13 protein-coding genes and 1 pseudogene are annotated in these 25,445 nt (G+C 47.0%); all 14 read left to right on the forward strand.

Annotated features, from left to right (window positions below; all coding sequences use genetic code 11):
• The first annotated feature begins 102 nt into the window (after window positions 1-102).
• Entirely contained in the window at window positions 103-1,500 is a 1,398-nt protein-coding gene (locus tag ACFS7Z_RS18435; protein WP_377487693.1) for a Gfo/Idh/MocA family protein, read from the forward strand.
• Window positions 1,501-1,535: 35 nt separating this feature from the next.
• Window positions 1,536-2,375 carry a ThuA domain-containing protein gene (locus tag ACFS7Z_RS18440; RefSeq protein ID WP_377487695.1) on the forward strand — a complete coding sequence of 280 codons (840 nt, stop codon included), beginning with the start codon at window positions 1,536-1,538 and terminating at the stop codon, window positions 2,373-2,375.
• Window positions 2,376-2,447: 72 nt separating this feature from the next.
• Complete coding sequence (locus tag ACFS7Z_RS18445) at window positions 2,448-3,845, forward strand: putative oxidoreductase C-terminal domain-containing protein (RefSeq protein WP_377487697.1); 1,398 nt, start codon at window positions 2,448-2,450, stop codon at window positions 3,843-3,845.
• 59 nt (window positions 3,846-3,904) lie between these two features.
• Window positions 3,905-5,083: a Gfo/Idh/MocA family protein gene (locus ACFS7Z_RS18450; protein ID WP_377487699.1), complete on the forward strand. Its 1,179-nt coding sequence runs from the start codon at window positions 3,905-3,907 to the stop codon at window positions 5,081-5,083.
• Window positions 5,084-6,110: 1,027 nt separating this feature from the next.
• Window positions 6,111-9,170, forward strand: a complete 3,060-nt coding sequence (locus ACFS7Z_RS18455; RefSeq protein WP_377487701.1) for a SusC/RagA family TonB-linked outer membrane protein — start codon at window positions 6,111-6,113, stop codon at window positions 9,168-9,170.
• 21 nt (window positions 9,171-9,191) lie between these two features.
• The gene (locus tag ACFS7Z_RS18460) at window positions 9,192-10,859 is read left to right on the forward strand and encodes a RagB/SusD family nutrient uptake outer membrane protein (RefSeq protein WP_377487703.1); all 1,668 of its coding nucleotides are present in this window, start codon (window positions 9,192-9,194) and stop codon (window positions 10,857-10,859) included.
• 1,203 nt (window positions 10,860-12,062) lie between these two features.
• Entirely contained in the window at window positions 12,063-15,182 is a 3,120-nt protein-coding gene (locus ACFS7Z_RS18465; protein WP_377487705.1) for a SusC/RagA family TonB-linked outer membrane protein, read from the forward strand.
• An 11-nt stretch (window positions 15,183-15,193) separates the two neighbouring features.
• A complete protein-coding gene (locus tag ACFS7Z_RS18470) occupies window positions 15,194-17,137 on the forward strand; it encodes a RagB/SusD family nutrient uptake outer membrane protein (RefSeq protein ID WP_377487707.1) in 1,944 nt (647 codons plus the stop codon).
• A gap of 245 nt (window positions 17,138-17,382) precedes the next feature.
• Entirely contained in the window at window positions 17,383-20,259 is a 2,877-nt protein-coding gene (locus ACFS7Z_RS18475) for a glycosyl hydrolase 115 family protein (RefSeq protein WP_377487709.1), read from the forward strand.
• 209 nt (window positions 20,260-20,468) lie between these two features.
• Window positions 20,469-20,633 (forward strand): annotated as a pseudogene (locus ACFS7Z_RS18480) (mannonate dehydratase); the annotation flags it as partial.
• A 27-nt stretch (window positions 20,634-20,660) separates the two neighbouring features.
• Complete coding sequence (locus ACFS7Z_RS18485; RefSeq protein WP_377487733.1) at window positions 20,661-21,134, forward strand: VOC family protein; 474 nt, start codon at window positions 20,661-20,663, stop codon at window positions 21,132-21,134.
• Window positions 21,135-21,287: 153 nt separating this feature from the next.
• Window positions 21,288-22,688: a glycoside hydrolase family 30 beta sandwich domain-containing protein gene (locus ACFS7Z_RS18490; RefSeq protein ID WP_377487711.1), complete on the forward strand. Its 1,401-nt coding sequence runs from the start codon at window positions 21,288-21,290 to the stop codon at window positions 22,686-22,688.
• Between the two features lie 121 nt (window positions 22,689-22,809).
• Entirely contained in the window at window positions 22,810-23,979 is a 1,170-nt protein-coding gene (gene uxuA, locus ACFS7Z_RS18495) for a mannonate dehydratase (protein WP_377487713.1), read from the forward strand.
• A 99-nt stretch (window positions 23,980-24,078) separates the two neighbouring features.
• Window positions 24,079-25,398 (forward strand): MFS transporter, encoded by a 1,320-nt coding sequence (locus tag ACFS7Z_RS18500; RefSeq protein ID WP_377487715.1) that lies wholly within the window; start codon window positions 24,079-24,081, stop codon window positions 25,396-25,398.
• Window positions 25,399-25,445 lie beyond the last annotated feature (47 nt).

A 25,445-nucleotide genomic window follows, 5' to 3' on the forward strand; every position in this document is an offset into this window, starting at 1 on the left:
TGTTGAAACCACAAAGTAGTTACCTGAGACACAAAGACATCACAATTCTCTTGCAATTTTTCCAGAATTAATTAAGTTTAAAGTTATTTAAATAGAAAAGGAATGCAGCATATGGAAAACGCCATCAACAGGAGGAACTTCCTCAAAGCTACTGCAACAGGAGCACTAACCACTTCTCTGGGCATCAGTGGCTTCCCGACCATTGTGCCGGCATCTGTATTAGGTAAAAATGCGCCGAGTAACCGCATCAATGTGGGTGCTATAGGCACGGGCCGTATTTCCTTTGGCCATGATATGCCGGGAGTGATGCAATATGACACAGCCAGAGTAATGGCAGTTTGTGATGTTGACAGCAAGCGTGCCGAGGCCGGCAAGAAGTTTGTAAACGATTATTACACAAAGAAGAACGGGAAGGGGTATGATGGCGTATCGCTTTACACCGATTTCCGGGAGCTCCTGCAAAACAAAGACATTGATGCCGTCATCATCAGCACGCCCGACCATTGGCATGCTCCTATTGCCATTTTAGCAGCCGAGGCAGGAAAAGACATCTACATGCAAAAGCCGGCTTCTCTCACCATCAGTGAAGGCAGGGAGATGAGCAATGCTGTTCACCGGACTGGCCGGATTCTGCAGATAGGAAGCCAGCAGCGATCTTCGCCGCAGTTCCGCTATGCGGCTGAGCTGGTTCGGAACGGAAGGATTGGCCAGCTTAAAACTGTATCTATTGGTTTACCAGGTGACCCGGGCGGAAACGAGGAGCCACCGATGCCAATCCCCGAGAACCTGAATTACGACATGTGGCTGGGCACTACGCCCTATGTATATTATACTGAAAAGAGGGTACACCCCCAAGACAGCATTGAGGCCAGGCCAGGTTGGTTGCGTTGTGAGCAGTTTGGTGCCGGCATGATCACGGGCTGGGGCTCCCACCATATTGACAGTGCGCATTGGGCAATGGACACCGAATATACCGGTCCGATTGAGGTTTCAGGATGGGCAGAATATCCGGAATCGGGACTTTGGGATGTGCATGGTAAGTTCCAGACAGAAGCCTTGTATGCGAACGGGGTAAAGATGATTGTGAATAATGAGTTCGACAACGGGATTAAGTTTGAAGGCACAGACGGTTGGATTTTCGTTACCCGCGGGGATTATGCCGCTACAGCCAGTGACCCGGTGTCTAAGAAAAAAGGCAGCAAAGCGCTTACGGCCAGCAATCCAAAGCTAATAACTTCTGTTATCGGCCCGAATGAAATCCACCTGATGGAGAGCAAGGAACACCACGGCAACTGGCTGGAGTCCATCAAGAGCCGCCAACCTCCCATTGCCCCAGTGGAAGTTGGGCACCGCTCCTGCTCTGCCTGCCTTATCCATCAAATAGCCATGAAACTGAAGCGAAAAGTATACTGGGATCCTATTAAAGAACGCTTCAGAAACGACGACGAAGCAAACGCTATGCTGTCACGCCCGCAGCGTTCGCCGTGGGCTATCGGGTAGCGGTTCGTTTTCAGTTTTCAGATTCAACGAACTATATGAAGCTACTCTCCTACTTTGCCCTCTTTTGCTTCTTACTTTTCTCTACAACAGCCTTTGCCCAGGCACAGCCCAGCACGCAGGTTGACTGGAAAAAGGTAAACGTGCTGGTGTATACCAAAAACGGGAAAGGGTATGTGCACGACAACATCCCGCACGCTGTAAAAGCAATACAGAAGCTCAGCCAGGAGAAAGGATTTAAAGTAGATGTGACCGATGACCCGGCAGCCTTTACAGAAAAGAATTTAGCCAAGTATACTTTCCTCTTATTTCCCAGCACCAACAACGATGTGTTTGACACAGACGAGCAGCGGGTGGCTTTTCGCAGGTACATAGAGGCGGGAGGCGGCTTTGTAGGCCTTCATTCTGTTACCGGCACCGAGCGAAACTGGAAGTGGTTTAAAGCATTGGTTGGAGGCACTTTTTTATGGCATCCCAAATTCCAGCCTCTCAAAGTAAAAGTGATTGACAAGGACCACCCGACGGTACAGGGTTTGCCGGAAGTGTGGGAAAGAGCCGATGAATGTTATTTTTTGAAAGAACTGTATCCGGGAATAAAGGTAGTGATGGCGCATGATTTGAGTTCTCTGAACAAAGAGGAAGAAGACAAAATAAAACCTGCCTCCGTCCCATTTGCAGATTACTATCCCGCCGTATGGCATCAGAACTTTGACGGTGGTACGGTCTGGATAACCACACTGGGCCATGCCAAGGAATCCTATGAAGACCCCATGTTCATGAAGCATGTGCTGCAAGGAATGCAGTTTGTAGCGAGCCAGAGCAAAAAGCTTGATTTCACGAAATCTTATGCCACTGCCAGAGACACTCCACTTCCATAATCCAGCCATTTTTCTTCACCTATGCTAAAAGGAATCTCTACTTTAACATTTACAGCAACAGCTTTACTCTCTATGGCATCCTGTTCCACTAAAACACAGGAGGCAAACAAAGAAGCTATTGCAGCTAACACGGAGACAGAAGTGACTTCTTCAGACAAGATAAAACTCATCACCCTGGATCCGGGCCATTTTCATGCTGCGTTGCTGCAAAAGAGCATGTATGCCAATGTAGATCCGGTAGTACATGTATATGCGCCGGAAGGAGACGATGTGCAGGAACACCTGAAAAAGATTGAAGCCTATAATACCCGACAGGAAGATCCGACACACTGGAAAGAAGAAGTTTATACTGGTGAGGATTACCTGCAGAAAATGCTGGCTGAAAAAGCCGGAAATGTAGTTGTACTGGCTGGCAATAATCAGAAAAAGACGGAGTACATTAAAACGGCAGTAGACACTGGGTTGCATGTGCTGGCCGACAAGCCAATGGCCATAGACACTGAAAGCTTCCTGTTGCTGAAAGAGGCTTTTGCTTCTGCCGCAAAGAATGATGTGCTGCTCTACGACATCATGACAGAGCGCTATGAGATTACCACCATGCTGCAGAAGGAGTTTTCAATGCTGCCAGAGGTATTCGGCACCCTGCAGAAAGGTACTCCCACTGACCCGGCCATTACAAAGGAAAGCGTTCACCATTTCTTTAAGTATGTGTCAGGTATGCCGCTGAAACGACCTGCCTGGTTTTTTGATGTTATGCAGGAAGGAGAAGGCATTGTAGACGTGACCACGCACCTGGTAGACCTGGTACAATGGGAATGTTTCCCGGAGCAGGCCATCGACTATGAAAAAGACATCAAGATTACAGCCGCCCGCCGTTGGGCTACTAACTTAACCCCTGCCCAGTTCAAACAGGTAACTGCCATGGCTACCTACCCGGCCTACCTGACGAGAGACGTTGGGAAGGACAGTTTATTGGCGGTATATTCTAACGGTGAAATCAACTACCGGATAAAAGGTGTCAACGCGAAGGTATCTGTTATCTGGAATTACAAGGCACCGGAGGGGGCGGGCGATACGCACTTCTCTGTGATGAAAGGCACGAAAGCAAACCTGGTGATTCGGCAGGGGCAGGAACAAGGCTACAAACCACAGCTCTCTATTGAGCCTGCCAAGGACACTGATTTAGTTGCATTCGAGAAAACGCTGAAAGCAAACATGGCCACAGTACAGCAGAAGTATCCCGGGGTAGAAGTAAAAAAGGCTGGAGATGCCTGGATAGTTACTGCACCTGAAAAGTACCACAATGGCCATGAAGCCCACTTTGCGCAGGTAGCAGAAAAGTTTCTTCAGTACTTGGCTGCTGGCAAAATGCCGGAATGGGAAGTACCGAATATGATCGCCAAATACTACACCACAACCAAGGCGCTGGAAATAGCAAAGCAGAAAAGCAGCACTTCTTCAAGGAGATAAAATGCTATTGAAGAACCAAAACTTATTTGAAAAATCGTCCACTACACCTCATAAGCAACATGAAAAGCTCTCCATTTGAACGGCGCAAGTTTATCAGGGATACTGTTACAACAGCAGCCGGCCTGGCCATGTTTTCAACCGTGCCTCAAGCGATGGCCTTACCAGCTATGTCTGCTAAGCCTTTTACAGGTAGTCAGGAGAAGTACAGGGAGAACATAACAGCCCCTCGTATTCGCTTCTCCGTTATCGGGATGAACCACGGCCATATCTATGGCCAGGTAGAGGCCGTTAAGCGAGGCGGCGGGGAGCTTGTGTCCTATTATGCGAAGGAGCCTGAACTTTTAGAAGCCTTTGCCAAACGATTTCCCGATGCAAAGCTCGCCCGCAGCGAAAAAGAGATACTGGAAGACAAGTCTGTTCACCTTGTCCTCAGCTCTATTATACCTAACGAGCGCGCCCCGCTCGGTATACGGGTGATGCGCCATGGTAAAGACTATATGGCCGATAAGCCGGGTATTACTTCGCTGGAGCAACTGGCTGAGGTACGGCGCGTGCAGAAGGAAACAAAACGCATCTACTCCATTATGTACAGCGAGCGCTTTGAGAACAGGGCTACTGTGAAAGCAGGTGAACTGGTTAAGGCTGGAGCTATTGGTAAAGTGGTTCAGACTATTGGCCTTGGGCCACACCGCATGAACGCTAACGCGCGCCCTGAGTGGTTCTTTGACCGCAAGTACTTCGGTGGCATCATCACTGATATTGGCTCACACCAGTTCGATCAGTATCTATACTTTACGGGTACTACAAAAGCCGATATAGTGGCCTCGCAGGTAGGCAACATCAACCACCCTCAGTACCCAAAGTTCGAGGACTTTGGCGACGTGATGGTGCGTGGCGATGGAGGAACAGGTTATATTCGGGTAGATTGGTTCACACCTGACGGCCTGAAGTCATGGGGAGATGGGCGCCTGACGATCCTTGGCACAGACGGCTTTATAGAGATCCGCAAGAACATAGACATTGCGGGGCGCGACGGAGGAAATCACCTGTTTCTCACGGATCAGAAAGAGACGCGCTACATCGACTGCAGCCAGGTAGATCTTCCCTATGGCGAGCAGTTGGTGAATGACGTCATAAACCGCACCGAGACAGCCATGACGCAGGAGCATTGCTTTCTGGCTACAGAACTGGCACTAAAAGCGCAGCAACAGGCACAGGAAATCACTCTTAAGGCATAGCACTCCGGCAATTTTTCGTGCCGCCGAGCAAGCTACTAGCAACTGAAGGATTATTCAAGAAAGAAAGAAAAGATAGAAGCAGGATGTATTACAACTCCTGCTTCTGCATGGCTTATACATCTCAGCCACGCCACAATGCGCCCTGTCCACACCAAAAGAAATGTTTAGTTTTTCTTCCACCCACTTCTGCAAGGAGATCAGAAAATCCTAATTCGGCTGCTTACTACACCATATCCTATATGAAATGTATCAATATAAAAAAGCCGGGACCATAGTACGTTCTTGTATTTTATGGCTTTCTGCTGTTTTTAATATGGCTTTTCACCTGTTTCGCTGCAATTAACTGATTCTGTGCAACGTAAACATCAATTTCATGTCTTAACACCATTGTCGGTACACATATAAGAACTAGAAATTTTTTTTGGAGATTTAAATTAATTACCTATATTTCAAGTGCATAAATAATAATTGATTACTCACTTTAAGTATCACACCGAGATTCAACTTCATTTTAAACCTTAAGGAGATGTAAAACGGAAATAAGAAATATACACTATCCTAACCCTATACAATCGATTCCAAAGAAGAATTATCCATAAGGAAGATTAGAAAAAAAGTGATTCTGTTATATCATTCACAGTTTAAAGTATAGTCAGCTTAATTCCCTTGAAAGAGCAATAAGATGAACAGCCATTGTAAAGGCTTATACTTAGATGAAGCAAAAAGCCAAAAGCAACATAATTTTAAATGTATCAGCAAGATATAGTAGTAAGGACAGAATTTGTTGGAGTCAAAAATAAAGAGGTAGAAACATATCCAATCATTCCATTTACTTCAATAATAGTTTCATGATGCACAGGCAAATTAATATTGCTGTTACAACTGCAATCGATTCCAGAATAATTACTCTTTAATTATAAACAGAGGAAATATCATTAACTCGAGCTTTTTTGTTTACCAGTACCGCTTTAATATTCAAAATTTATCTCTGTTTCTCAATTCATTATTCATCTTAAACAAACCGTGCATGAAAAATTCTATACTCTTTTGGCAAGTCCGGCTTTGCCTCTTGCTAACCTGCATCGTGACGGGGAGCATGTTCTCACCGGCAGCATTTGCCACCGAAGCTACTCCTTTTGCGTGGCAGATTTCAGGTAAGGTTACACTAAATGGAGAAGCTCTTCCTGGTGTTTCCGTTGTACTGAAAGGAACAACAGTAGGTGCTTCAACTGATGCAAACGGAAACTATACTCTCTCTGTGCCCGAAGCTCCTGGCACCTTAGTATTTTCCTTTATTGGTACCACTAACAAAGAAGTGTCTTTCAAAGGTCCAGGTACCATCAACGTGTCCTTGAGCGAAGACGCTAAAGCGCTGCAGGAAGTGCAGGTAGTGGGTTATGGTACACAAAAGAAAAGCCAGGTCACTGGAGCAATCTCCTCGGTGTCATCAAAAGAGATTAGTGAAATGCCTATCACTAACGCCCGCCAGGCCATACAGGGACGTGCGGCCGGGGTAGATGTGGTGCAGGCAGGGAGCAAGCCAGGAGCCGGCCCTCAAATCAGAATCAGGGGTCGCAGATCTTTTAATGCTTCCAACGACCCGCTTTATGTAGTAGATGGCATTCCGCTATCCGGTGGAATTGATGATATTAACCCACAGGATATTGCTTCTATGGAGGTGCTGAAGGATGCATCTGCCACAGCTATTTATGGTTCGAGAGGGGCCAACGGTGTTGTGCTCATCACCACTAAAAGAGGTGTCGCAGGCCAAACGTCAGTAACCTATGACACTTTTGTGGGGATAAATAAAATATTAGGAAGAATCGAAGTGCTTGATGGCCCTGGCTTTGCAGAGTATAAGAGGGAGTCAAGAAGAGCAATTGGCCAGTACCCGCTCGGACCTGCCACAGACGAGGCTGATGAGAAAATATTCGAACCTGTAGAACTTGAGAGTATCCGTACAGGCCGGAGCACTGATTACGTAGATGCCATGCTACGTACCGGCATGATTCAGAGCCACCAGCTGGGGGTATCGGGAGGTAGCGAAAAAACAACTTTTAATATTTCCGGTAACTTCTTTGAAGACATAGGGGTGATTAAGAAGCAGGATTTCTCCCGCTATACCTTCCGCGTAAACCTGGACCACAAGATCAATGATAAATTAAGAGTGGGCACCTCCTCCCTGTTTGTGTACAGTATCCGAAATGGGGAGAACTTTAACCCACTAGGGGGAGCATTTGCTGAAAACCCGCTGGGCAAGCCTTACAATGATGATGGTACCCTTAACTTCTTACCAACGAATGATGGTTTACGAACCAACCCGCTGGCTGAGATTGTAGATGGTGCGCAGGTAGACGAAACTAAGCGGTACCGGATTTTCAACAGCATCTACGGTGAATGGGACATAGCCAACGGGTTGAAGTACAGATTGAATTTTGGTCCAGACCTGACAGTTAGAAGAAGTGGCCGCTTCCAAGGTTCGCAAACCAACGCCCGCCGGGGGGGTGCTGCTACAGGAAACGTGTATGAGGAGTTTATACTCAACTACACTTTAGAAAATATACTTACCTACAACAAGCAGTTCAACGAGGTCCATAACCTGAGCTTAACCGGACTTCAGTCCATTCAGAGAGACCGTTTTGAAAACTCATCTATTAATGTATTGGGAATACCTGATGAAAACCAGCAATACTATGCGTTAGGTGATGCCAGCCAGATTACCGGTGCCAACACCGACCTCCGCACCTGGACGCTGTTATCATACATGGGCCGGGTAAACTACGACTTCAAAAACAGGTACCTGATAACCGCGACTATGCGGGCAGACGGTTCTTCCCGTTTCGGAGAAAACACGAAGTTTGGCTATTTCCCCTCTGTAGCCCTGGGCTGGAACCTTTCGGAGGAGCCTTTCATGTCAGGGGTTAGCTGGATTGATAACGCCAAACTGCGCGTGAGCTACGGAGCTATCGGAAACACAGCAATTGATCCTTACAGAACACAGGCATTGTTGGGACGCACATCTTACGCATGGGATAATACCCCTGCATATGGCTATCGTCCCAATACTATCGGTAACCCTGACCTGAAGTGGGAAACATCCAAAACGGCCAACGCTGGTATGGACTTCAGCCTATTTAGTGGCAGAGTTTCCGGTAGCTTAGAATACTACGTGACAAACACCACTGACTTGCTAGCTCCACAGCCGCTGCCAACCTCTATTGGTTTTGGTGGATACTTCACTAATATCGGCCATACACGGAACAAAGGAATTGAGATGACGCTTTCAACGATTAACGTTGACAAAGGAGGCTTCACCTGGTCCACCGACTTTATCTTCAACCGTAACCGCGAAGCCATCATTGAACTGGCCAACGGGAAAGTAGATGATGTAGCCGCCAGACGTTTCATCGGAGAGCCTCTTTCAGTTTTTTACGATTACAAAAAGATAGGTATATGGCAGGCTGATCAAGCTGATGAGGCTGCTATATACCAGGATAAAGTAGGTCAGGTGAGAGTGGAAGACTTAAACAACGACGGTAAGATTAATGCGGATGACCGCCAGATACTGGGTTCTGCCGTTCCGGAGTTTGCCGGGGGTATCACCAACCGCTTTACGTATAAAAACTTCGACCTCTCCTTCTTTGTGTTTGGCCGCTACGGGCAAATGATCAGAAGCCGCTTCCATGATGATGTTAACCTCCTGGCAGGACGCTACAACAACCTGGCGGTAGATTACTGGACAGCAAACAACCCTACGAATAATTTCCCGCAGCCGGTTGTAACTCAGGAATTCCCTAAGTATGGCAGCTCCCTGACATACTTTGACGGTTCTTTCCTGAAAGTACGGAACATCAACTTCGGCTATAATGTACCGGAGGCTTTTGCTAATAAATTAAAGATGAAAGGCCTTCGGGTATATTCCAGCATTCAGCAGCCTTTTATCTTTGCATCATACCGGTCTAAGTACCAGGGCATTGACCCGGAAACTTACGTGGATGGAGACCAGGGTGTAGGTGGAGGAGAAGTAAACTCCAACGTAAGCCCTGCCACCAAAGTGCTGACCTTCGGAATAAATGCAAGATTTTAAAGAGACTAAACCTAAGAAACCATGAATGTAAAGATAAATAAAAACAAAGCTTTGGGCTTGGCCAGAATCGGGCTTTTGGGTGTTCTCCTGGTAGGTTCACCGGCTTGCCACGATACCCTGGACGAGGAAGTAATTTCTCAGATTGGCAACAATTACATGAATACGCCTAAAGGCATTGATGACGCGGTAAACGCCGCATATGCTTCCATGCGGGCTTGGTACGGCACGGAGCGGGGCAACAACTTTACCATTTTCGGCACAGACACCTATACCAACGGAGCAGATGGAGGATGGAAGTTTATGAATACCTATACGACCCAGTTTGACACCCAAAACGGGCACGTGAGAGAGCTCTGGGATGAGTTTTACAGGGGCATCAATACTACAAACGCTATTATCGAGCGTGCTCCCGGTGTGACGGGTATGACGGAAGAGATTAAAAAACAGCGGATAGCTGAAGCCAAGTTTATCAGGGCGCACCATTACTTTCTCATGACGCAGCTATTTGGCGGAGTGGACCTGCGCCTGACCGAAACCTTACTGCCCACTAAGGAAGTCACCAGATCTACGGTACAAGAACAATACGCAGCCATCATACAGGACCTGACAGAAGCTATTCCGGACCTGGAGGCAAAGTCGAAGTCATCTCAGTTCGGCCGCGCCACACGCCCTGCCGCAGAGCATTTGCTGGGGAAAGTGTACCTGACCAAAGCCACTTCAGAGGCTGCGGCTGCCGATGACTATGCTAACGCCATTCCGTTATTTCAAAGCGTGATCAACAACTATAGCTTCAGACTTTTGCCGGATTTTGCTTCGGTGCACCAGCAAGGCAACGAGATGAACGATGAAGTCATCTGGTCTATACAGTACACCCGCGATCCACTAACGAACGCAGGGGGCAATAACTCCCACGTGTTTTTCCTGATGGAGTATGATGTGCAACCTGGTATGCAGCGTGATGTAGTGAATGGCCGACCGTTCAAGCGCTATATGCCTACTGAGTACACGCTCAATGAAGTCTTCGTAAACCGGGATATTGACAGCCGCTACAAGAAATCCTTTAAGGATGTGTATTATAGCAACAAACCGGGAACTTACAATACCTCCTTCGACACGACAAAACCTTCAGTAACCTTTGCGCAGGGGGACACAGCCATATACCTGCCGGGGTATGAGATGTCAGCGGAGGAACGAGCGAAGAAGCCGTACCAGGTACTGGTGCCCAGCCGGTATGATGAGCGCTTATTCCCTGCGCTTACCAAGCACCTGGATGCTGGCCGCGTGGACCGGACCCAGTTTGAAGGAGGCCGTGATTACATTGCTTACCGGCTGGCGGACACTTACCTGATGCTAGCCGAAGCGCAGCTAAAAACCGGCCAAATTGCTGAAGCGGTTGAAAACATCAACATGGTACGCCGCAGGGCTGCTTGGCCTGGTAAAGAAAGCGAAATGGAAATTACCGCTGATGAACTGGATATGGAGTTCCTCATTAAGGAGCGGGAAAGAGAACTGATTGGTGAGCAGATGCGATGGCTGGATCTGAAACGCTGGGGAATACTAGTTGACAGGGTGAAGGCACACAACCCACAGGCAGCTCCTAACATCCAGCCTCACCACGTGCTGAGACCAATTCCTCAAACGCAGATTGACCGTAGTGCCACTCCATTTGGTCAGAACCCAGGGTACTAAACAGAGATATCATACACTTCCTACACCGCCTTTTCTTTGGAGAGGGCGGTGTTTTTTTTTTGAGGTACCAGGAAAGCTTAAGAATATGCAAGCCCGCTTTTACCTTGCTGATATACAGCCTTCTAAGTATATAGACTTTGCACCACCTTACCAATTTGCTCATCATCTGCCTTTCTGCCCTCCGCATACCGGCTCATTCCAAACTGAAGTTAACCGTTCATTCCAGGCACTCTGATGGCACCGTTCCGCTGCCATCAAAGCCAAAGTTTATACCTGGCACCGTTTCCTTTGGCTTCATGTATAGGTGCATGTGAGTTCCCTTTTCTTAGCAGGTAATTTTGAACAGTCTGTTCACAATTTCAGCATTAATATCTGTGCGTCTACTCTTTTTTGAATCACGAAACCAAATTCCTTCTGACTTGATAACGTATTGAATCCGCAATTTGAAATCGGTTTCAATTATGTCAATATACACCTTTGATACCAGAAGCGCTCTCTTTTGCTCCTCAACACCCATCTCACATCTCCTGAAATAATGTAAAGCTACAATTTGCAGCTATTGTTCAGACGCTGGAATAATAAAAGATGCTCTGCTTCAACATATAGCCATCACTACTACTACTCTTCACTTCTTTAAGCTCACAAAACAAGGCTTGTAAGAAACTATTTATGAAATCGGTTGCATTTTTAAATTTAATTAATCAAGTTTACAAAAGCAGTGAGCAGTTACTTACTAATATTATTGGAAACAAAACAAGTTCAGTGCAACTTATTTAGCTTGACAAACAAATATAAAATGCTTGTAATAAACAATATAAGCATATATAAACAGCAGGCCAGACATGCGTCAATGTGTCCAACACTTCGCAACAGTGCAATAAAAAAATCAAAGAAGAAGAAGATACAGGAAGTATATAAGTACAAAAGCACTAAAAATTACTGAAACCGATGTCATAAATCAAACACTTTATCATGTTCCACTTGAATGTTTTGATATGGACGAAGGAAAATATGTCCTGGTAGAGATCCCGGAGCCTTGGAAAGTAATACCAACTCTTAAACCTCCACGAAGGCAACCTAGATTACCTGCTATTTAGAAGTTTCTGACAGAAGGCCAGGCTTTCTTAGTTGTGGATTTCTCTTCCTTAGCATAATGATTTTTTCTATTGAACCGCATTACTTACTCAACTCAAAAACTCCATTATGAAATGTGATTTTACATCATTGACTTCGCTGGTACATGTACCAAGGGTCATTCGAGCCGCCACCCTGCTTTTTGCTTACCTGCTGGTGAGTGTACAGGCCATGGCACAGACTACAACGGTTACCGGCCGTGTGACAGACGCAGAAGCAGGAATAGGTCTGCCAGGGGTAACCGTTCTCCTGAAAGGAACAAACATTGCTGCTCCAACAGGCGCGGACGGTACTTACAGCATAAATGTACCGGATGGTACCGGCACACTTATTTTCTCCTACATTGGTTATAAGAACCAGGAGGTGCCCATCAATAACCGTTCTACCATTGACGTGGCGCTTGGCACAGATGCCGAGGCCCTGGAAGAGGTAGTGGTAGTAGGTTATGGTACGCAGCGGGCAGAAGCTGTGACAGGTTCCGTTGCTTCCATTAGTGCAGAAGAGATTACGCAGGTGCCATCAGGAAACATCACGCAGGCTTTGCAAGGCCGCTTGCCAGGTGTGGAGTTTGCGCAATCATCCTCGCAGCCGGGTGCCTCCATGCAAATCCGGATTCGCGGTACGCGCTCCATCTCCGGCGGAAACGACCCGCTGGTGGTGCTGGATGGTATACCCTTTCCCGGGGCTATTTCCGATATCAACCCGAACGACATTAAGAGCATTGATATCCTGAAGGATGCCTCTGCGACTGCCATTTACGGATCGCGCGGCGCCAACGGCGTTATATTAGTAACAACCAAAACAGGGAAAGCAGGGCAAAAGCCACAGGTAAGCTACAATGGTTTCCATGGCGTGAAAAATGTTTTTGCCAGATACGACATGATGAGCGGCCCGGAGCTTTTTGCGCTGCGTCAGGCAGCCGGTCCCGGACAGTTTGCTGGCCAAATGGGGCAAGATGAAGCCGAGGATGTAGACACAGATTGGCAGGACCTGTTATACAGAACGGGTATCACAACAAGCCACGATGTGGGCGTTTCGGCTGGCACAGAACAAGGCCGCTACAACTTTAGTGTAGGCTACTTTCAGGATCAAGGTGTGATTCCTACACAGCAGTACACCCGTTACTCTATGCGCGGCGGTGTTGATCAGGAAATTGGGAAGCGTTTCCGTGTCGGCTTCACGACATACAATAACTACAGCATGACGGAAGGCAACAACGTGGGCTTGTACAATCTTTTAGCCTTGTCGCCTCTTGCCAACCCGTACAATGCAGACGGTACTTTGAAAAGAACTGTTCGTATGCCGTTAGATGAAACGTGGATCTATACAAGAGACATGTTAGAAGATGGTGGTTTAGACGATCTGTGGCTAAGCCAAACCAGGGCTTTTGCCACATACAACACCCTCTACGGCGAAGTAGAAATTCCGGGAGTGGAGGGCTTAAAGTATCGTGCCAACCTTGGCCTGAATTATCGCCAGAGCCAGGGAGGCGCTTACACTGCAGCAGGAATAAACAGTATCGTGGAGTCAACCCCTTCCACTGCTTCTGTCAGCAACCAGGTTACAACCGACTGGACCATTGAAAACCTGCTGACTTACGACCGCACCTTTGCAGGAAAGCACAATGTGAATGTAGTAGGCTTGTACTCTGCCTCACAAAATAACATGAACCGCTCACGCATGGCGGGAAGAGATATACCCTCCGACGCCTTCCAATTTTATAACATAGGGCAGGCTGCCGGAGAGATCACGGTTAACCCTAATGACCAGTGGTATTCTAGATTCGGCCTCTTGTCGTGGATGGGACGTGCCATGTATTCTTATGACGACCGCTATATGCTGAGCGCTACTGTACGTTCCGATGGCTCCTCCAGGCTAGCTCCTGGGTATCAATGGAATACCTATCCTGCCGTGTCTGCCGGATGGAACATCGCCAGAGAATCGTTTATGCAGGATGTTAGCCTTATAAACATGCTGAAACTGCGTGTAGGCTACGGACAAACCTCCAACCAAGGCATTCCTCCCTACTCTACTCTTGGCCGCTTGAGCACCAGGCCTTACAACTTTGGCCCCGATGTTTACGAAACCGGCTACTATGTAACAGAACTGCCTAACCCTGCATTAGGGTGGGAGTATTCTAAGACATGGAATTACGGATTGGACTTCGCTATCCTGAACAACCGCCTGTCTGGTACAATAGAGTATTATAATACAAATACCGAAGATGTTCTGTTGAGCTTAGCTCTGCCTTCTTCAACAGGTGTGAACAGTTACACGGGAAACATAGGATCCATACAAAATAAAGGTTTAGAGCTTTCTCTCAACGGTGTGATTCTGGAAGACCTCAACGGCTGGACATGGGAAGCCGGTGTCAACATATACGGCAACCGCAACCAAATTACATCGCTTGCTTCGGGAGCAGAGGAAGATAGGTCCAACTGGTTGTTTGTAGGCCACCCTGTCAATGTCATCTACGACTATGAGCGAATTGGTCTTTGGCAGGAGGAAGACCCATACCGGGACATCCTGGAGCCGGGCGGCAATGTGGGTATGATCAAAGTAAGATACACCGGCGATTATAATGCCGATGGTACGCCAGCAAGACAAATTGGACCTGATGATCGGCAAATCCTGAACGCAAACCCTGACTTCCAGGGAGGCTTTAATACCCGCGTAGGATTCAAAGGATTTGACCTGACTGCTGTGGCAGCCTTTCAGCGTGGTGGAATTCTCAACAGCACGCTCTACAGTTCGGCAGGCTACCTCAATTTGATGAACGGACGCAGAAATAACGTGGATGTGGACTACTGGACACCGGAAAACACCGACGCTAAATATCCAAATCCGGCAGGCATCAGAAGTGGCGATAACCCTAAATATGGCAGCACACTCGGTTACTTTGATGCAGGTTACCTGAAGATACGCACCATCACACTTGGTTATAACTTCACAAGCAGCAACTGGCTGGAGAAAGTGGGCATTAACAATCTGCGACTTTACGCCACAACTCAGAACCCATTTGTGCTGTTCTCGCCCTACCACAGAGAATCAGGCATGGACCCCGAAACCAACTCATACGCCGACCAAAACGTGGTGGTAAGTAGTGGCACCCCGAGCCGCCTGCTGACGATTGGCACGAATGCACCCTCCACGCGCAATTACCTGGTTGGTCTTAATGTCACATTTTAAATAGGATAAAGATGAAATTTATAAAAAATAAAGCTTTTATAGGAACAGCCTTAATGGTGGCGCTGTCCCTGAGTTCCTGCGAGGATATTCTGGATGAACAGCCACGCGCTACTTATACACCCGAATTTTTCCAAACCGAGCGAGGCGTTCGGGGAGGAATAACTTCGATGTATGCCCACTTGCGCTACATCTACGGACAGGCCTACTACTACAACACCACCGAAACCGGTACCGACGAAGCAACCTACGGGCAGAGTGCAGACCAAAACTTCCTGGTAATGGACCTTTCTGGCCGGGGAGAAATTACTCCCCAGGACAGTCGTGCCGATGTATTGTGGGGTGCTGCATTCTCTAATATCAACACCGCCAACGGTGTTATTGAAAATGCGGCCGCAGTAGGCACTATACCGGATGCGCTGGTTGCCGAAGCAAGGTTCTTCCGCGCATTCGATTACTTTTTATTAGTAAAAACTTTTGGCGGTGTGCCGCTAGACTTAGGCGCAGGAGAACTGGCGTTCAATACAAGTACCGCAAGAACCTCTGTGCGCAACACGGTACCTGAAGTCTATACCAAAGCTATATTCCCGGATCTGCGGCAAGCGGTAGAAGAGTTGCCTGTAAACCCACGTGTAACCGGCGGTGCAACGCAGACGCTTGCGCGCCTTTACCTGGCTAAAGCCTACCTCACCTACGGATGGTGGCTTCTAAACCCAGAGAACATTCCTACTTTTCCGGAGACTCCCCGAGTTGACCCTGATGGTCATGATGCCCAGTGGTATTTCCAGCAGGCATACGATGTGGCCATCAACGCCATTCAGAATCCGGGGCCTTTCGGCTTAGAAGAAACATTCTATGACGTGAACGTAGCGACAAATGACCGCAACAAAGAAATTCTGCTGTATGCCGACCGCACGGAGACAAGCGAATTTTATAATGCTGCAAGCCTTACTTATTCGGGTGGTGGCGCGCCCGAAAACTTTGCCGGGTGGATGATGACGTGGAACTATACCAACATCAGAAGCGCTCTTGATCCAAACTGGACTAATCCTGTAAGTTCTGTGCAGCGTGAAGCGGCGCAGGCACTGGGTCGCCCTTGGACACGTATGGCACCTACAATTGGCGTAATTACAAACACCTTTGCCGACAAAACAAATGACTCCCGCTACGACGGTACCTTTACAACCGTTTACCGTGGCAATTGGCCTAAAGCAGGCATCAATGCACCGGTAGTGTACAACGCAAACGGCTTGCCAGTTGAACCGGGTGGAGCCATCCTGACTTTCCTGGACGAGCAACCAGCGACACCCATCAACTACCCTAGTGGAGCAGGTAAAAGCGGTGTAGGTGCAGGAGAATTACCCGGAAGATCTGATTTTGTAATAGGTCCGAACGACATCAGCAGGATTGTATACCCGGGGCTTTGGAAGCTTGGTCCTCACCGCACTGACAACGGCGACGGATTAGGACAACCGAATGCCGCCAGTACCCGTCCTTTCAACATTGCCAAATTCTCGGAGCTCTACTTTGTAGCGGCCGAAGCAGCTGTGATGGGCGCAAACACGCAGGCTGGTTACACAGCTAGAGAATTGATTAATGTTATTCGTGCACGCGCCGGTAACTGGCGCTGGGACAACAACGGAAACCAGGCCAAAGTGGAAGACCGTAGCGCAGAGTTAGTCGCTGCTACACCGGAGGTAATAGACATTGACTATATCTTGGAAGAGCGTTCGCGTGAATATTATGGCGAAGGTTATCGCTGGTTCGATTTGACACGTACGCAAAAATGGGAAGAACTTGCTGGCACATATCAAATTGCCGGAAACACCTACGGAGACCACACGCCTCAAACGGTTACGCGCGACATTCAGCCATATCACTACCTGCGCCCTATTCCGCAAGGTCAGTTAGACGCTATGGAAGGTGACACGGACCTCTACCAGAACCCTGGATATTAATTAGCCTGATGAGTTATATTTAAAAGAAATGGCTGCTCATACTGAGCAGCCATTTCTTTTAAACTTTATGATTTATGATTAGTGGTATTTGATGTAACACACCATTACAATACATGTTCGCCCTTGCTTGTGGGAAATTTTCCGCAGCACGTAAGAGCAACTAATCTTTGTTAATTATATGGCTTTTTAAGCAAATTCATTGGTTACATTGACTATAAAAAAGAATTAAGAAGAAATATTAAAACATGAGAAATTTTTTAATATTACTAATGTTAATGCCCTATGTATCATTTTCGCAAATAAGGGTAAGTAACAAAAGTGAAAACCAGAATAAATACTTTACAATAGTTAATGAGACTGCATCAGCAACGATTTTGTACGACACATTAGATAATGTACTGGTTAAAAGATCGGCTGAATTTCTTGCTAGCGATATTGAAAAAGTTTCTGGTAAGAGGCCAAACATTGCATATTCTGACAATTCTTTGAAGGGCAATATTATTATTGTTGCTACTATTGGAAACAATCGCCTGGTTGATAAGCTGATTGCTGAAAAGAAACTAAATGTTGATGCTATAAGAGGTCAATGGGAACGATATATCGTTCAAACTATCAAAAATCCTTTTCCAGGAGTGAAACAAGCACTCGTTATTGTCGGAAGCGATAGGCGCGGAGCCGCTTATGGGGTGTTTACACTTTCAGAAAAGATGGGTGTTTCACCCTGGTATTGGTGGGCTGATGTTCCGGTTAAAAAAAACGATAAGATATACCTCCAAAAAGGGCGGTATGTTTCGGATAGTCCGTCTATAAAATACCGTGGAATTTTTATTAACGACGAAGCTCCTGCTCTTACTAATTGGGCCAAAGAGAAATTCGGAGGTTTCAATCATGTATTCTACGAAAAAGTGTTTGAACTTCTATTAAGGAATAAAGCCAACTACCTGTGGCCGGCAATGTGGCTCCCCAATGCCTTTTCCGCCGACGATCCTGAAAATCCACGCTTGGCTGATGAATACGGCATTGTTATATCTACAAGCCACCATGAACCCATGATGCGAGCCCACCACGAATGGACCCGATTCAATGGAGGTGCTTGGAACTATGAAACGAATAAAGAAAAACTGCAGGAGTTTTGGCGCGGTGGCATCAAGCGTATGGGTAACTACGAGAGCGTCGTTACGGTGGGCATGCGTGGCGATGGCGATGAGGGCATGTCAGAAGAGACAGCCGTTGACCTGATGAAAACCATCATTGCCGACCAGCGCCATATTATTGCGGATGTGACCGGGAAACCAGCGAAAGAAACCCCGCAAGTGTGGGCCATTTATAAAGAGGTACAGGATTATTATGACAAAGGAATGCGAGTGGATGATGACATAATTACTCTTTTTTCCGATGATAATTGGGGTAATATTCGTTTTCTCCCTAAGAAAGAAGACCAGAACGCCAATAGGAAATATGGTATGTATTATCACTTTGACTACGTTGGCGCACCAGTATCCTATAGGTGGCAAAACGTTACTCAGATAGAACGCGTGTGGGAACAGATGAACTTAACCTATGAATGGGGTGTAAGAGACCTTTGGTTAGTAAATGTGGGCGATATCAAGCCAATGGAATTCCCCATCAGTTTTTTCCTTGACTATGCATGGGATACCGACATGAAAGCCTCCGATTTGCCGAACTATTATGTAAGCTGGGCAGAGCAGCAGTTTGGGGAGGATTATGCCCGGGAAATCGCCGAAATCATGTCTCTCTATAACAAATACAATGCGAGACGGATTCCAGAAATGTTGAGCCCGAATACTTATAGCCATGAAAACTACCGGGAGGCGGATAGGATCATTGAAGAGTTCGATCAGTTGCTCAATAAAAGCAAGACCATTTCTGATAAGCTTCCTAAAAGTCATAAATCGACATATTATCAGCTAGTTCATTTTCCCATTGAAATGAGCGCTAATCTAAACGAGATGTACGTAGCTGCCGGTAAAAACAAACTTTACGGAGAACAGGGAAGGGCCTCGGCAAACGTTTATGCCGAAAAAGTAAAAGAGTTGTTTTTTAAAGACGCTGAACTTACCCGTCAGTTTCATGAGGATTTAGAAGATGGCAAATGGAACCACATGATGTCGCAAACCCATATTGGATACACTAGCTGGAATCACCCCCGCGCAAATATGATGCCTGCGATATCCTACATTCAAGCTGATAGTTCGGCCCTGCTCGGCTTCATGGTGGAACATGGCCTAAACCCTGCATGGGGCGGATTTAGCGTAGAAGGACATGGGCTTTTTAGCCCTGGGTTCAGTGAGTATGACCCGATCAACAAGCAAAGCTATTATGTGGAATTATTCAACAGAGGGGGTGGTATCTTAAACTACTCAATCGAGGCTAAAAACGATTGGATCCAACTGTCTAAGAAGGAAGGCAATATTAGGTACGATGAAAAGGTTTATGTCAACATCGACTGGAACAAAGCCCCCAAGGGGAAAGCTACCGGTGCAATTGTAATCAAGGGGGCCGGGAAAGAATATACCGTAAATGTCCCTATCCGGAATAATCTTCCCAAGGCAGCGGGTTTTATCGAAAACAATGGTGTTGTATCCATTGAAGCAGCAAATTTTACCAACAGATTCAACTCTAAAAACATTAGCTGGATTGTAGTTCCTAACCTTGGCCGTACTAATTCCTCCATTACAGTAGCGCCGGCAAATGCCGAGAGACAAAAGCCAGGTAACAACGCACCACGTGTTGAGTACGAATTTACTGTTTTTGAAGGGGGTGATTTAAAAGTAGAGACTTACCTCTCGCCAATTCAGAATTATAAAAAGAATGAGGGGCTGAAATATGCCGTTGCCATTGACGATGAAGAGCCGCAAATCATTAACATTAACGAAGGCGAAATCAAACCAGATTACGAATATGCCGAGTGGTGGACAAAGTCTGTAGCTGACCATATAAAGAAAAAAACCTCTGTTCACAGGAATGTCAAACCAGGTAAACACATATTGAAAGTATGGATGGTAGATCCAGGTGTTGTTTTCCAAAAATTTGTAATTGATGCTGGGGGAATAAGGCCTAGCTATTTAGGGCCTCCGGAAAGCGTTTATTTGAAGCCCTAATTTAAAGTTTTCCACAACAAGCGGTAAAAAACATTGCGCCGAAAGAGCTAAGTCACTAGGGAAGACACTTGCGCTTTCCAGTAGGGGAGTATGGAATCCTGAAGCTGTACAAATACAAATAAGCATAGTACTTTACCTCCCAGAATTTCTTTAAACCAAAAATTACCATGAAATTATCAGTTGATTTTTTAAGCAATAAAACTACCCATATGTCATTAACTCAAAGCTGGCGTTGGTACGGCCCAAACGACCCCGTTACATTACAGGATGTAAAACAGGCTGGCGCCACAGACATTGTGTCTGCGCTTCCCCATATTCCCCATGGAGCTGTCTGGCCGCTGGAGGAAATACAGGAACGCAAAAACATTATAAAATTTTCTTTCCTGATTGCTGCATTGCTGATGACTTTTGCTTCCTATGCGCAATCGAACTTTAGCAGTAAGTTGATTGGCTTAGGAGTGGTGGTGTCTGATCTGGATCGCTCACTGGATTTTTATGTAAATGGAATTGGCATGGTGAAAGCCTATAGTTTTACCATCAATGAAGAATTTTCAAAGCGCTCTGGTCTTTCGAACGGTGTTCCTACTGCTGTAACCGTCCTAAAACTAGAGAATAGTCCGGAAGCCAATGAATGGAAGCTCATGAGCTTTGGGAAAAAAGCAACGCATCCTAAACAAAATTTCATCCAGGATGACACAGGGGTGCAGTACATTACAATCAATGTAAAAGCACTAAAGCCGGTGATTGAAAGGCTGAAGCAACAAAATGTGCCGTTGCTAGGAAATTCTCCTACACCTTTAAACCAGAATACTCATTTTGTGTTGGTGCAGGATCCTGACGGAACCTTTGTCGAACTGATAGGCCCGATGGAATAGATGACGTCAAGGCCATCAGGCACTTTGAGTTCTTATTTGTATATGATGTTACTCGCCATCATATACAAATGTTATCTTCTTAGGTCACAGTAGCAAATACCTCTTTCTGGAGAGCAGGAGAGCATTTGTCCGCATCTTTCTCAAAAAACTTTTATGTACAACAGTATAGCTAGCGTAAAAAAAGTCGTCCTGTCCCTCATACTGTTAAGCACCACTTTTATGTTTGCCTGTGGCGACGACAAAGAGACAGACACTCCTACTCCAATGCCGGTCCCTGCAAAGACCGCTTCCAAAATTACTGTAGACCCTGCTACTACCTATCAGGAGATGATTGGTTTTGGGGGAGCCTTAACCTGGTACAGCGACCGGGTAGTGAGCAGCAGCAAGAGCAACGAGCTTTACAAGCTGATGTTCGAGGATCTGGGCATGGATATCCTGCGGCTCAAGAACTGGTACTACCCGCTGAACTACCCGGAAAACAAATCACCGGAGACTATGCTGACAGCCGGTGACAAGACCATGTTCAATGCCACCAATACCTTTTATCAGAAGGCAAAGCAGTATAACCCCGACATTGACATCCTGCTCAGTTCCTGGGGTCCGCCCCCGGCCTTAAAAAGCAACAACCACTTAAGAGAAGGAACCTTAAAAAAAGATGCGGACGGCTTCATGTATGATGAGTTTGCCACTTATTGGTCTGACGTCCTGGATAACATAGCCTTCGCCCCCGATTACATCAGCATTCAGAACGAACCAGGATACACAAACCCAGGCTGGACAACTGCAAAATGGGCTCCAACAGAAACCAGCACGCTGGCAGGCTACAGCGAGGCTTTTGATGCAGTGTATGACAAGATAAAAGACAGGCCGGATGTTCCGATCATGATTGGAGGGGAAACGGAAAACATTCAAGCCTTTCTGAACTTTGCACCTGTAGTAAAAACAAAGGCGCATGCTCCTATTTATGGTTACCATCCCTACAATTTCAATAGCAGCACACAAATTAGCCAGACCACTGCCCCGTTAACCGAACTGCATACCCGATTTGGAGATAAGCCCAATATCATGACGGAGTATTCCACCATGCCGTGGTTTAAAACAGCCCGCTTCATCCATCAGACGATGAAGTACGCCCACTCATCCGGCTACATCTATTGGGAATTGGTATGGGGAGACCCGAACTCAAAAGATCAGGCGATGATCTATGTAGATGGCTCCGGCAACTATACCATTAATCCATTCTACTACGTGATCAAGCATTTCTCTAAGTTCATAGATGAAGGTTATCAGCGGGTGGAAGTAACCTCCACCACAACTGCGCTGGAGGTTACCGGTTATATGCACCCAGACCAGAACCAGCTGACATTGGTTATCATCAACCCTGAAAGCAGGGATCTGAAGTACCAGGTTGAAGTAGAAAACAGGGTAGTGAAGACCCTCAAAGGATACCAAAGTATGGAAGGCAATTTCTTTAAAGACTTGGGGAATGTTTCCCCATCTGATGAGGTAAGCATACCCGCTTCTTCCATCACAACGCTGGTTTTAAATCTTTAGGAATTGCACCTCAATACAATCTTAAAAGAACCACTTAAACTATTTTCGGGAAATATATTTTGCTGAAGGCTTCCTTTAAATTATAAGCACATTCAGACAAACTAAAACTATCATAAAAAGCATGTCATTAACTCAAAGTTGGAGATGGTACGGGCCCAACGATCCCGTTACACTACAGGATGTAAAGCAGGCAGGTGCCACAGGTATTGTTTCTGCTCTGCATCATATACCGCATGGCGCCCTGTGGCCTCTGGAAGAAATACAGGAGCGCAAGCGCATCATAGAGGCTGCTGGCCTGGAGTGGGTAGTGGTGGAGAGTGTGCCGGTGCACGAGGCTATCAAAACCCGCAGCGCAGACTGCGAAATGTACCTCGACAATTACCGCCAGACGCTGCGCAACCTGGCAGCGTGCGGCATCAGCACCGTGTGCTATAACTTTATGCCCGTGCTCGACTGGACCCGCACCAATCTGGCATTAGAAATGTGGAATGGCGCCAAAGCTTTGTATTTTGACTGGGCAGATCTGGCAGTATTTGACCTGTTCATTTTGAAGAGAAAAGGTGCGGAGCAGGATTACGCAGAAGAGGTAGTGCAACAGGCAAAAGAGCGATATGCTTCTTTTTCACAGCAGCAGTTAGATGAACTAAGCGAAATCATCCGGATGGGTGTTCCGATGGAAGGATTTATCACGCTGGAACACTTAACGGAGAGCATCGAAATCTATAAGAACATAGGTCATGCTGGTTTACGCGAGAACCTGGCTTACTTCCTAGAATCCATTATGGATGTTTGTGAAGAGACCGGCATCAAAATGACGATTCACCCGGATGATCCGCCTTACCCCATCTTAGGGTTACCCCGTATTGCCTCCAACAAAGAAGACCTGTTGTACATTCTGGAAAGGGTAGACCGGGCTCCTAATGGTATTTGCTTCTGCACCGGATCTTTGGGCGCAGGTCCGCATAACAACCCGGTGGAGATCCTGAAGGCAGTAGGCCACCGTGTCTATTTCGCCCACCTGCGCAATGTAAAAAAAGACCGCATCGGAAACTTCTATGAGTCAGACCACCTGACAGGGGATGTAGACATGTATGGCGTGATGAAAGAACTTGTCGCCATCAACAGAGAGCGGGAGCAACCTATTCCGTTCCGCCCGGACCACGGACACCAGATGCTCGACGACCTGCACAAGGTGACAAACCCCGGCTACTCCGCCATCGGTCGCCTGCGCGGATTGGCAGAGCTGCGCGGACTGGAAATGGGTATTGAAAGATCATTAAACAGCAAGTAAGCGGAATCTTCTGCTGCAGTCTTCCTGCATGGGAAACACAGGAAGCCTGCTGCAGAAATTTGCCAACACTATTCATCAATCAGAAGAATAACCACTGCCATGAATGCACCTTTGATGACAGAAAAAACTACCAGGAGGGAGAAAATCGGGTCGTACCGCTGGACGATATGTGCTCTGCTATTCTTTGCCACCACCATCAACTACCTCGACAGGCAAATCATCGGTTTGCTGAAGCCTGCCCTTGAGCAGGAGTTTGCTTGGACAGAAAGTGACTATGGCAGCATTGTGATGGCGTTCACGGCCTCCTATGCTTTGGGCATGCTTATCTTCGGTAGAATCATCGACAAGATAGGCACCAAGCTGGGCTATTCTATTTCTATTGTGGTGTGGAGCGTGGCGGCTATGTTTCATGCCGCGGCAAGATCCACCTTCGGGTTTGGAGTGGCCAGAGCTGCATTGGGTATCGGGGAGGCAGGCAATTTTCCGGCCGCCATCAAAACGGTGGCAGAGTGGTTCCCCAAAAAGGAGCGGGCGCTGGCAACAGGCTTGTTTAACTCCGGTGCCAACGTTGGCGCTGTAGTGGCTCCTATCCTGGTGCCCTGGATGCTGGGCGCTTATGGTTGGCAGGAAGCCTTTATCGCTACCGGAGCCATTGGTTTTGTGTGGCTGATCTTCTGGCTGATATTTTATGAAATCCCCTCCAGGCAAAAGCGTCTGAGCCAGCCCGAATATGCATACATTCACAGCGACAATGAAGATGCCGGGGCTGAAGCCGACAAGACACCTGTAAAATGGGGCAAGCTGTTGTTTGTAAGACAGACGTGGGTGTTCATCGCTGGCAAGTTTTTCACAGATCCTATCTGGTATTTCTTCCTGTTCTGGCTTCCCTCCTACTTCAGCACCACCTTCGATCTGGACCTGAGCAAGCCCAGCCTGCCCCTTGTGATAGTGTACTCCGCTACCACTATTGGCAGTATTGGTGGCGGTTACCTCTCCTCCTATTTTATCCGGAAGGGCTGGGCAGTCTACAAAGCGCGTAAAACAGCCATGTTGATTATCGCGCTACTGGTAGTGCCGATTATGGCTGCCCGCTATACCTCCGACATCTGGATTGCAGTAGGGTTGATTAGCTTAGCTGCGGCAGCACACCAGGCCTGGAGCGCCAACATCTTCACAACGGTATCTGACATGTTCCCGAAAAAGGCAGTGAGTTCGGTGGTAGGTATCGGTGGCATGGCTGGCTCTGTGGGAGGCGCACTGTTCCCGCTGTTCATCGGTTTTATACTGGACTACTACAAAGGCATTGGCAACATTCTTGCCGGTTATAACATCATCTTCACCGTTTGCGGCAGCGCCTATGTCGTAGCGTGGCTCATCATGCACTTCCTGTCACCTAAAATGAAACAGGTAGAACTTTAGTAACAGGAGTCGCTATTTAAAGCGTAAAGCGGCTCGCTAACACATTA

This window comes from Pontibacter toksunensis, assembly GCF_042686245.1.
In the GTDB taxonomy this organism is placed as follows: Bacteria; Bacteroidota; Bacteroidia; order Cytophagales; family Hymenobacteraceae; genus Pontibacter; species Pontibacter toksunensis.

Excerpts from the sequence above, each read along its gene's own strand:
- ACFS7Z_RS18435 (WP_377487693.1), top strand. The coding sequence starts at position 103 with ATGCAGCATATGGAAAACGCCATCAACAGGAGGAACTTCCTCAAAGCT.
- ACFS7Z_RS18440 (WP_377487695.1), top strand. The coding sequence starts at position 1,536 with ATGAAGCTACTCTCCTACTTTGCCCTCTTTTGCTTCTTACTTTTCTCT.
- ACFS7Z_RS18445 (WP_377487697.1), top strand. The coding sequence starts at position 2,448 with ATGGCATCCTGTTCCACTAAAACACAGGAGGCAAACAAAGAAGCTATT.
- ACFS7Z_RS18450 (WP_377487699.1), top strand. The coding sequence starts at position 3,905 with ATGAAAAGCTCTCCATTTGAACGGCGCAAGTTTATCAGGGATACTGTT.
- ACFS7Z_RS18455 (WP_377487701.1), top strand. The coding sequence starts at position 6,111 with ATGAAAAATTCTATACTCTTTTGGCAAGTCCGGCTTTGCCTCTTGCTA.
- ACFS7Z_RS18460 (WP_377487703.1), top strand. The coding sequence starts at position 9,192 with ATGAATGTAAAGATAAATAAAAACAAAGCTTTGGGCTTGGCCAGAATC.
- ACFS7Z_RS18465 (WP_377487705.1), top strand. The coding sequence starts at position 12,063 with ATGAAATGTGATTTTACATCATTGACTTCGCTGGTACATGTACCAAGG.
- ACFS7Z_RS18470 (WP_377487707.1), top strand. The coding sequence starts at position 15,194 with ATGAAATTTATAAAAAATAAAGCTTTTATAGGAACAGCCTTAATGGTG.
- ACFS7Z_RS18475 (WP_377487709.1), top strand. The coding sequence starts at position 17,383 with ATGAGAAATTTTTTAATATTACTAATGTTAATGCCCTATGTATCATTT.
- ACFS7Z_RS18485 (WP_377487733.1), top strand. The coding sequence starts at position 20,661 with ATGACTTTTGCTTCCTATGCGCAATCGAACTTTAGCAGTAAGTTGATT.
- ACFS7Z_RS18490 (WP_377487711.1), top strand. The coding sequence starts at position 21,288 with ATGTACAACAGTATAGCTAGCGTAAAAAAAGTCGTCCTGTCCCTCATA.
- uxuA (WP_377487713.1), top strand. The coding sequence starts at position 22,810 with ATGTCATTAACTCAAAGTTGGAGATGGTACGGGCCCAACGATCCCGTT.
- ACFS7Z_RS18500 (WP_377487715.1), top strand. The coding sequence starts at position 24,079 with ATGAATGCACCTTTGATGACAGAAAAAACTACCAGGAGGGAGAAAATC.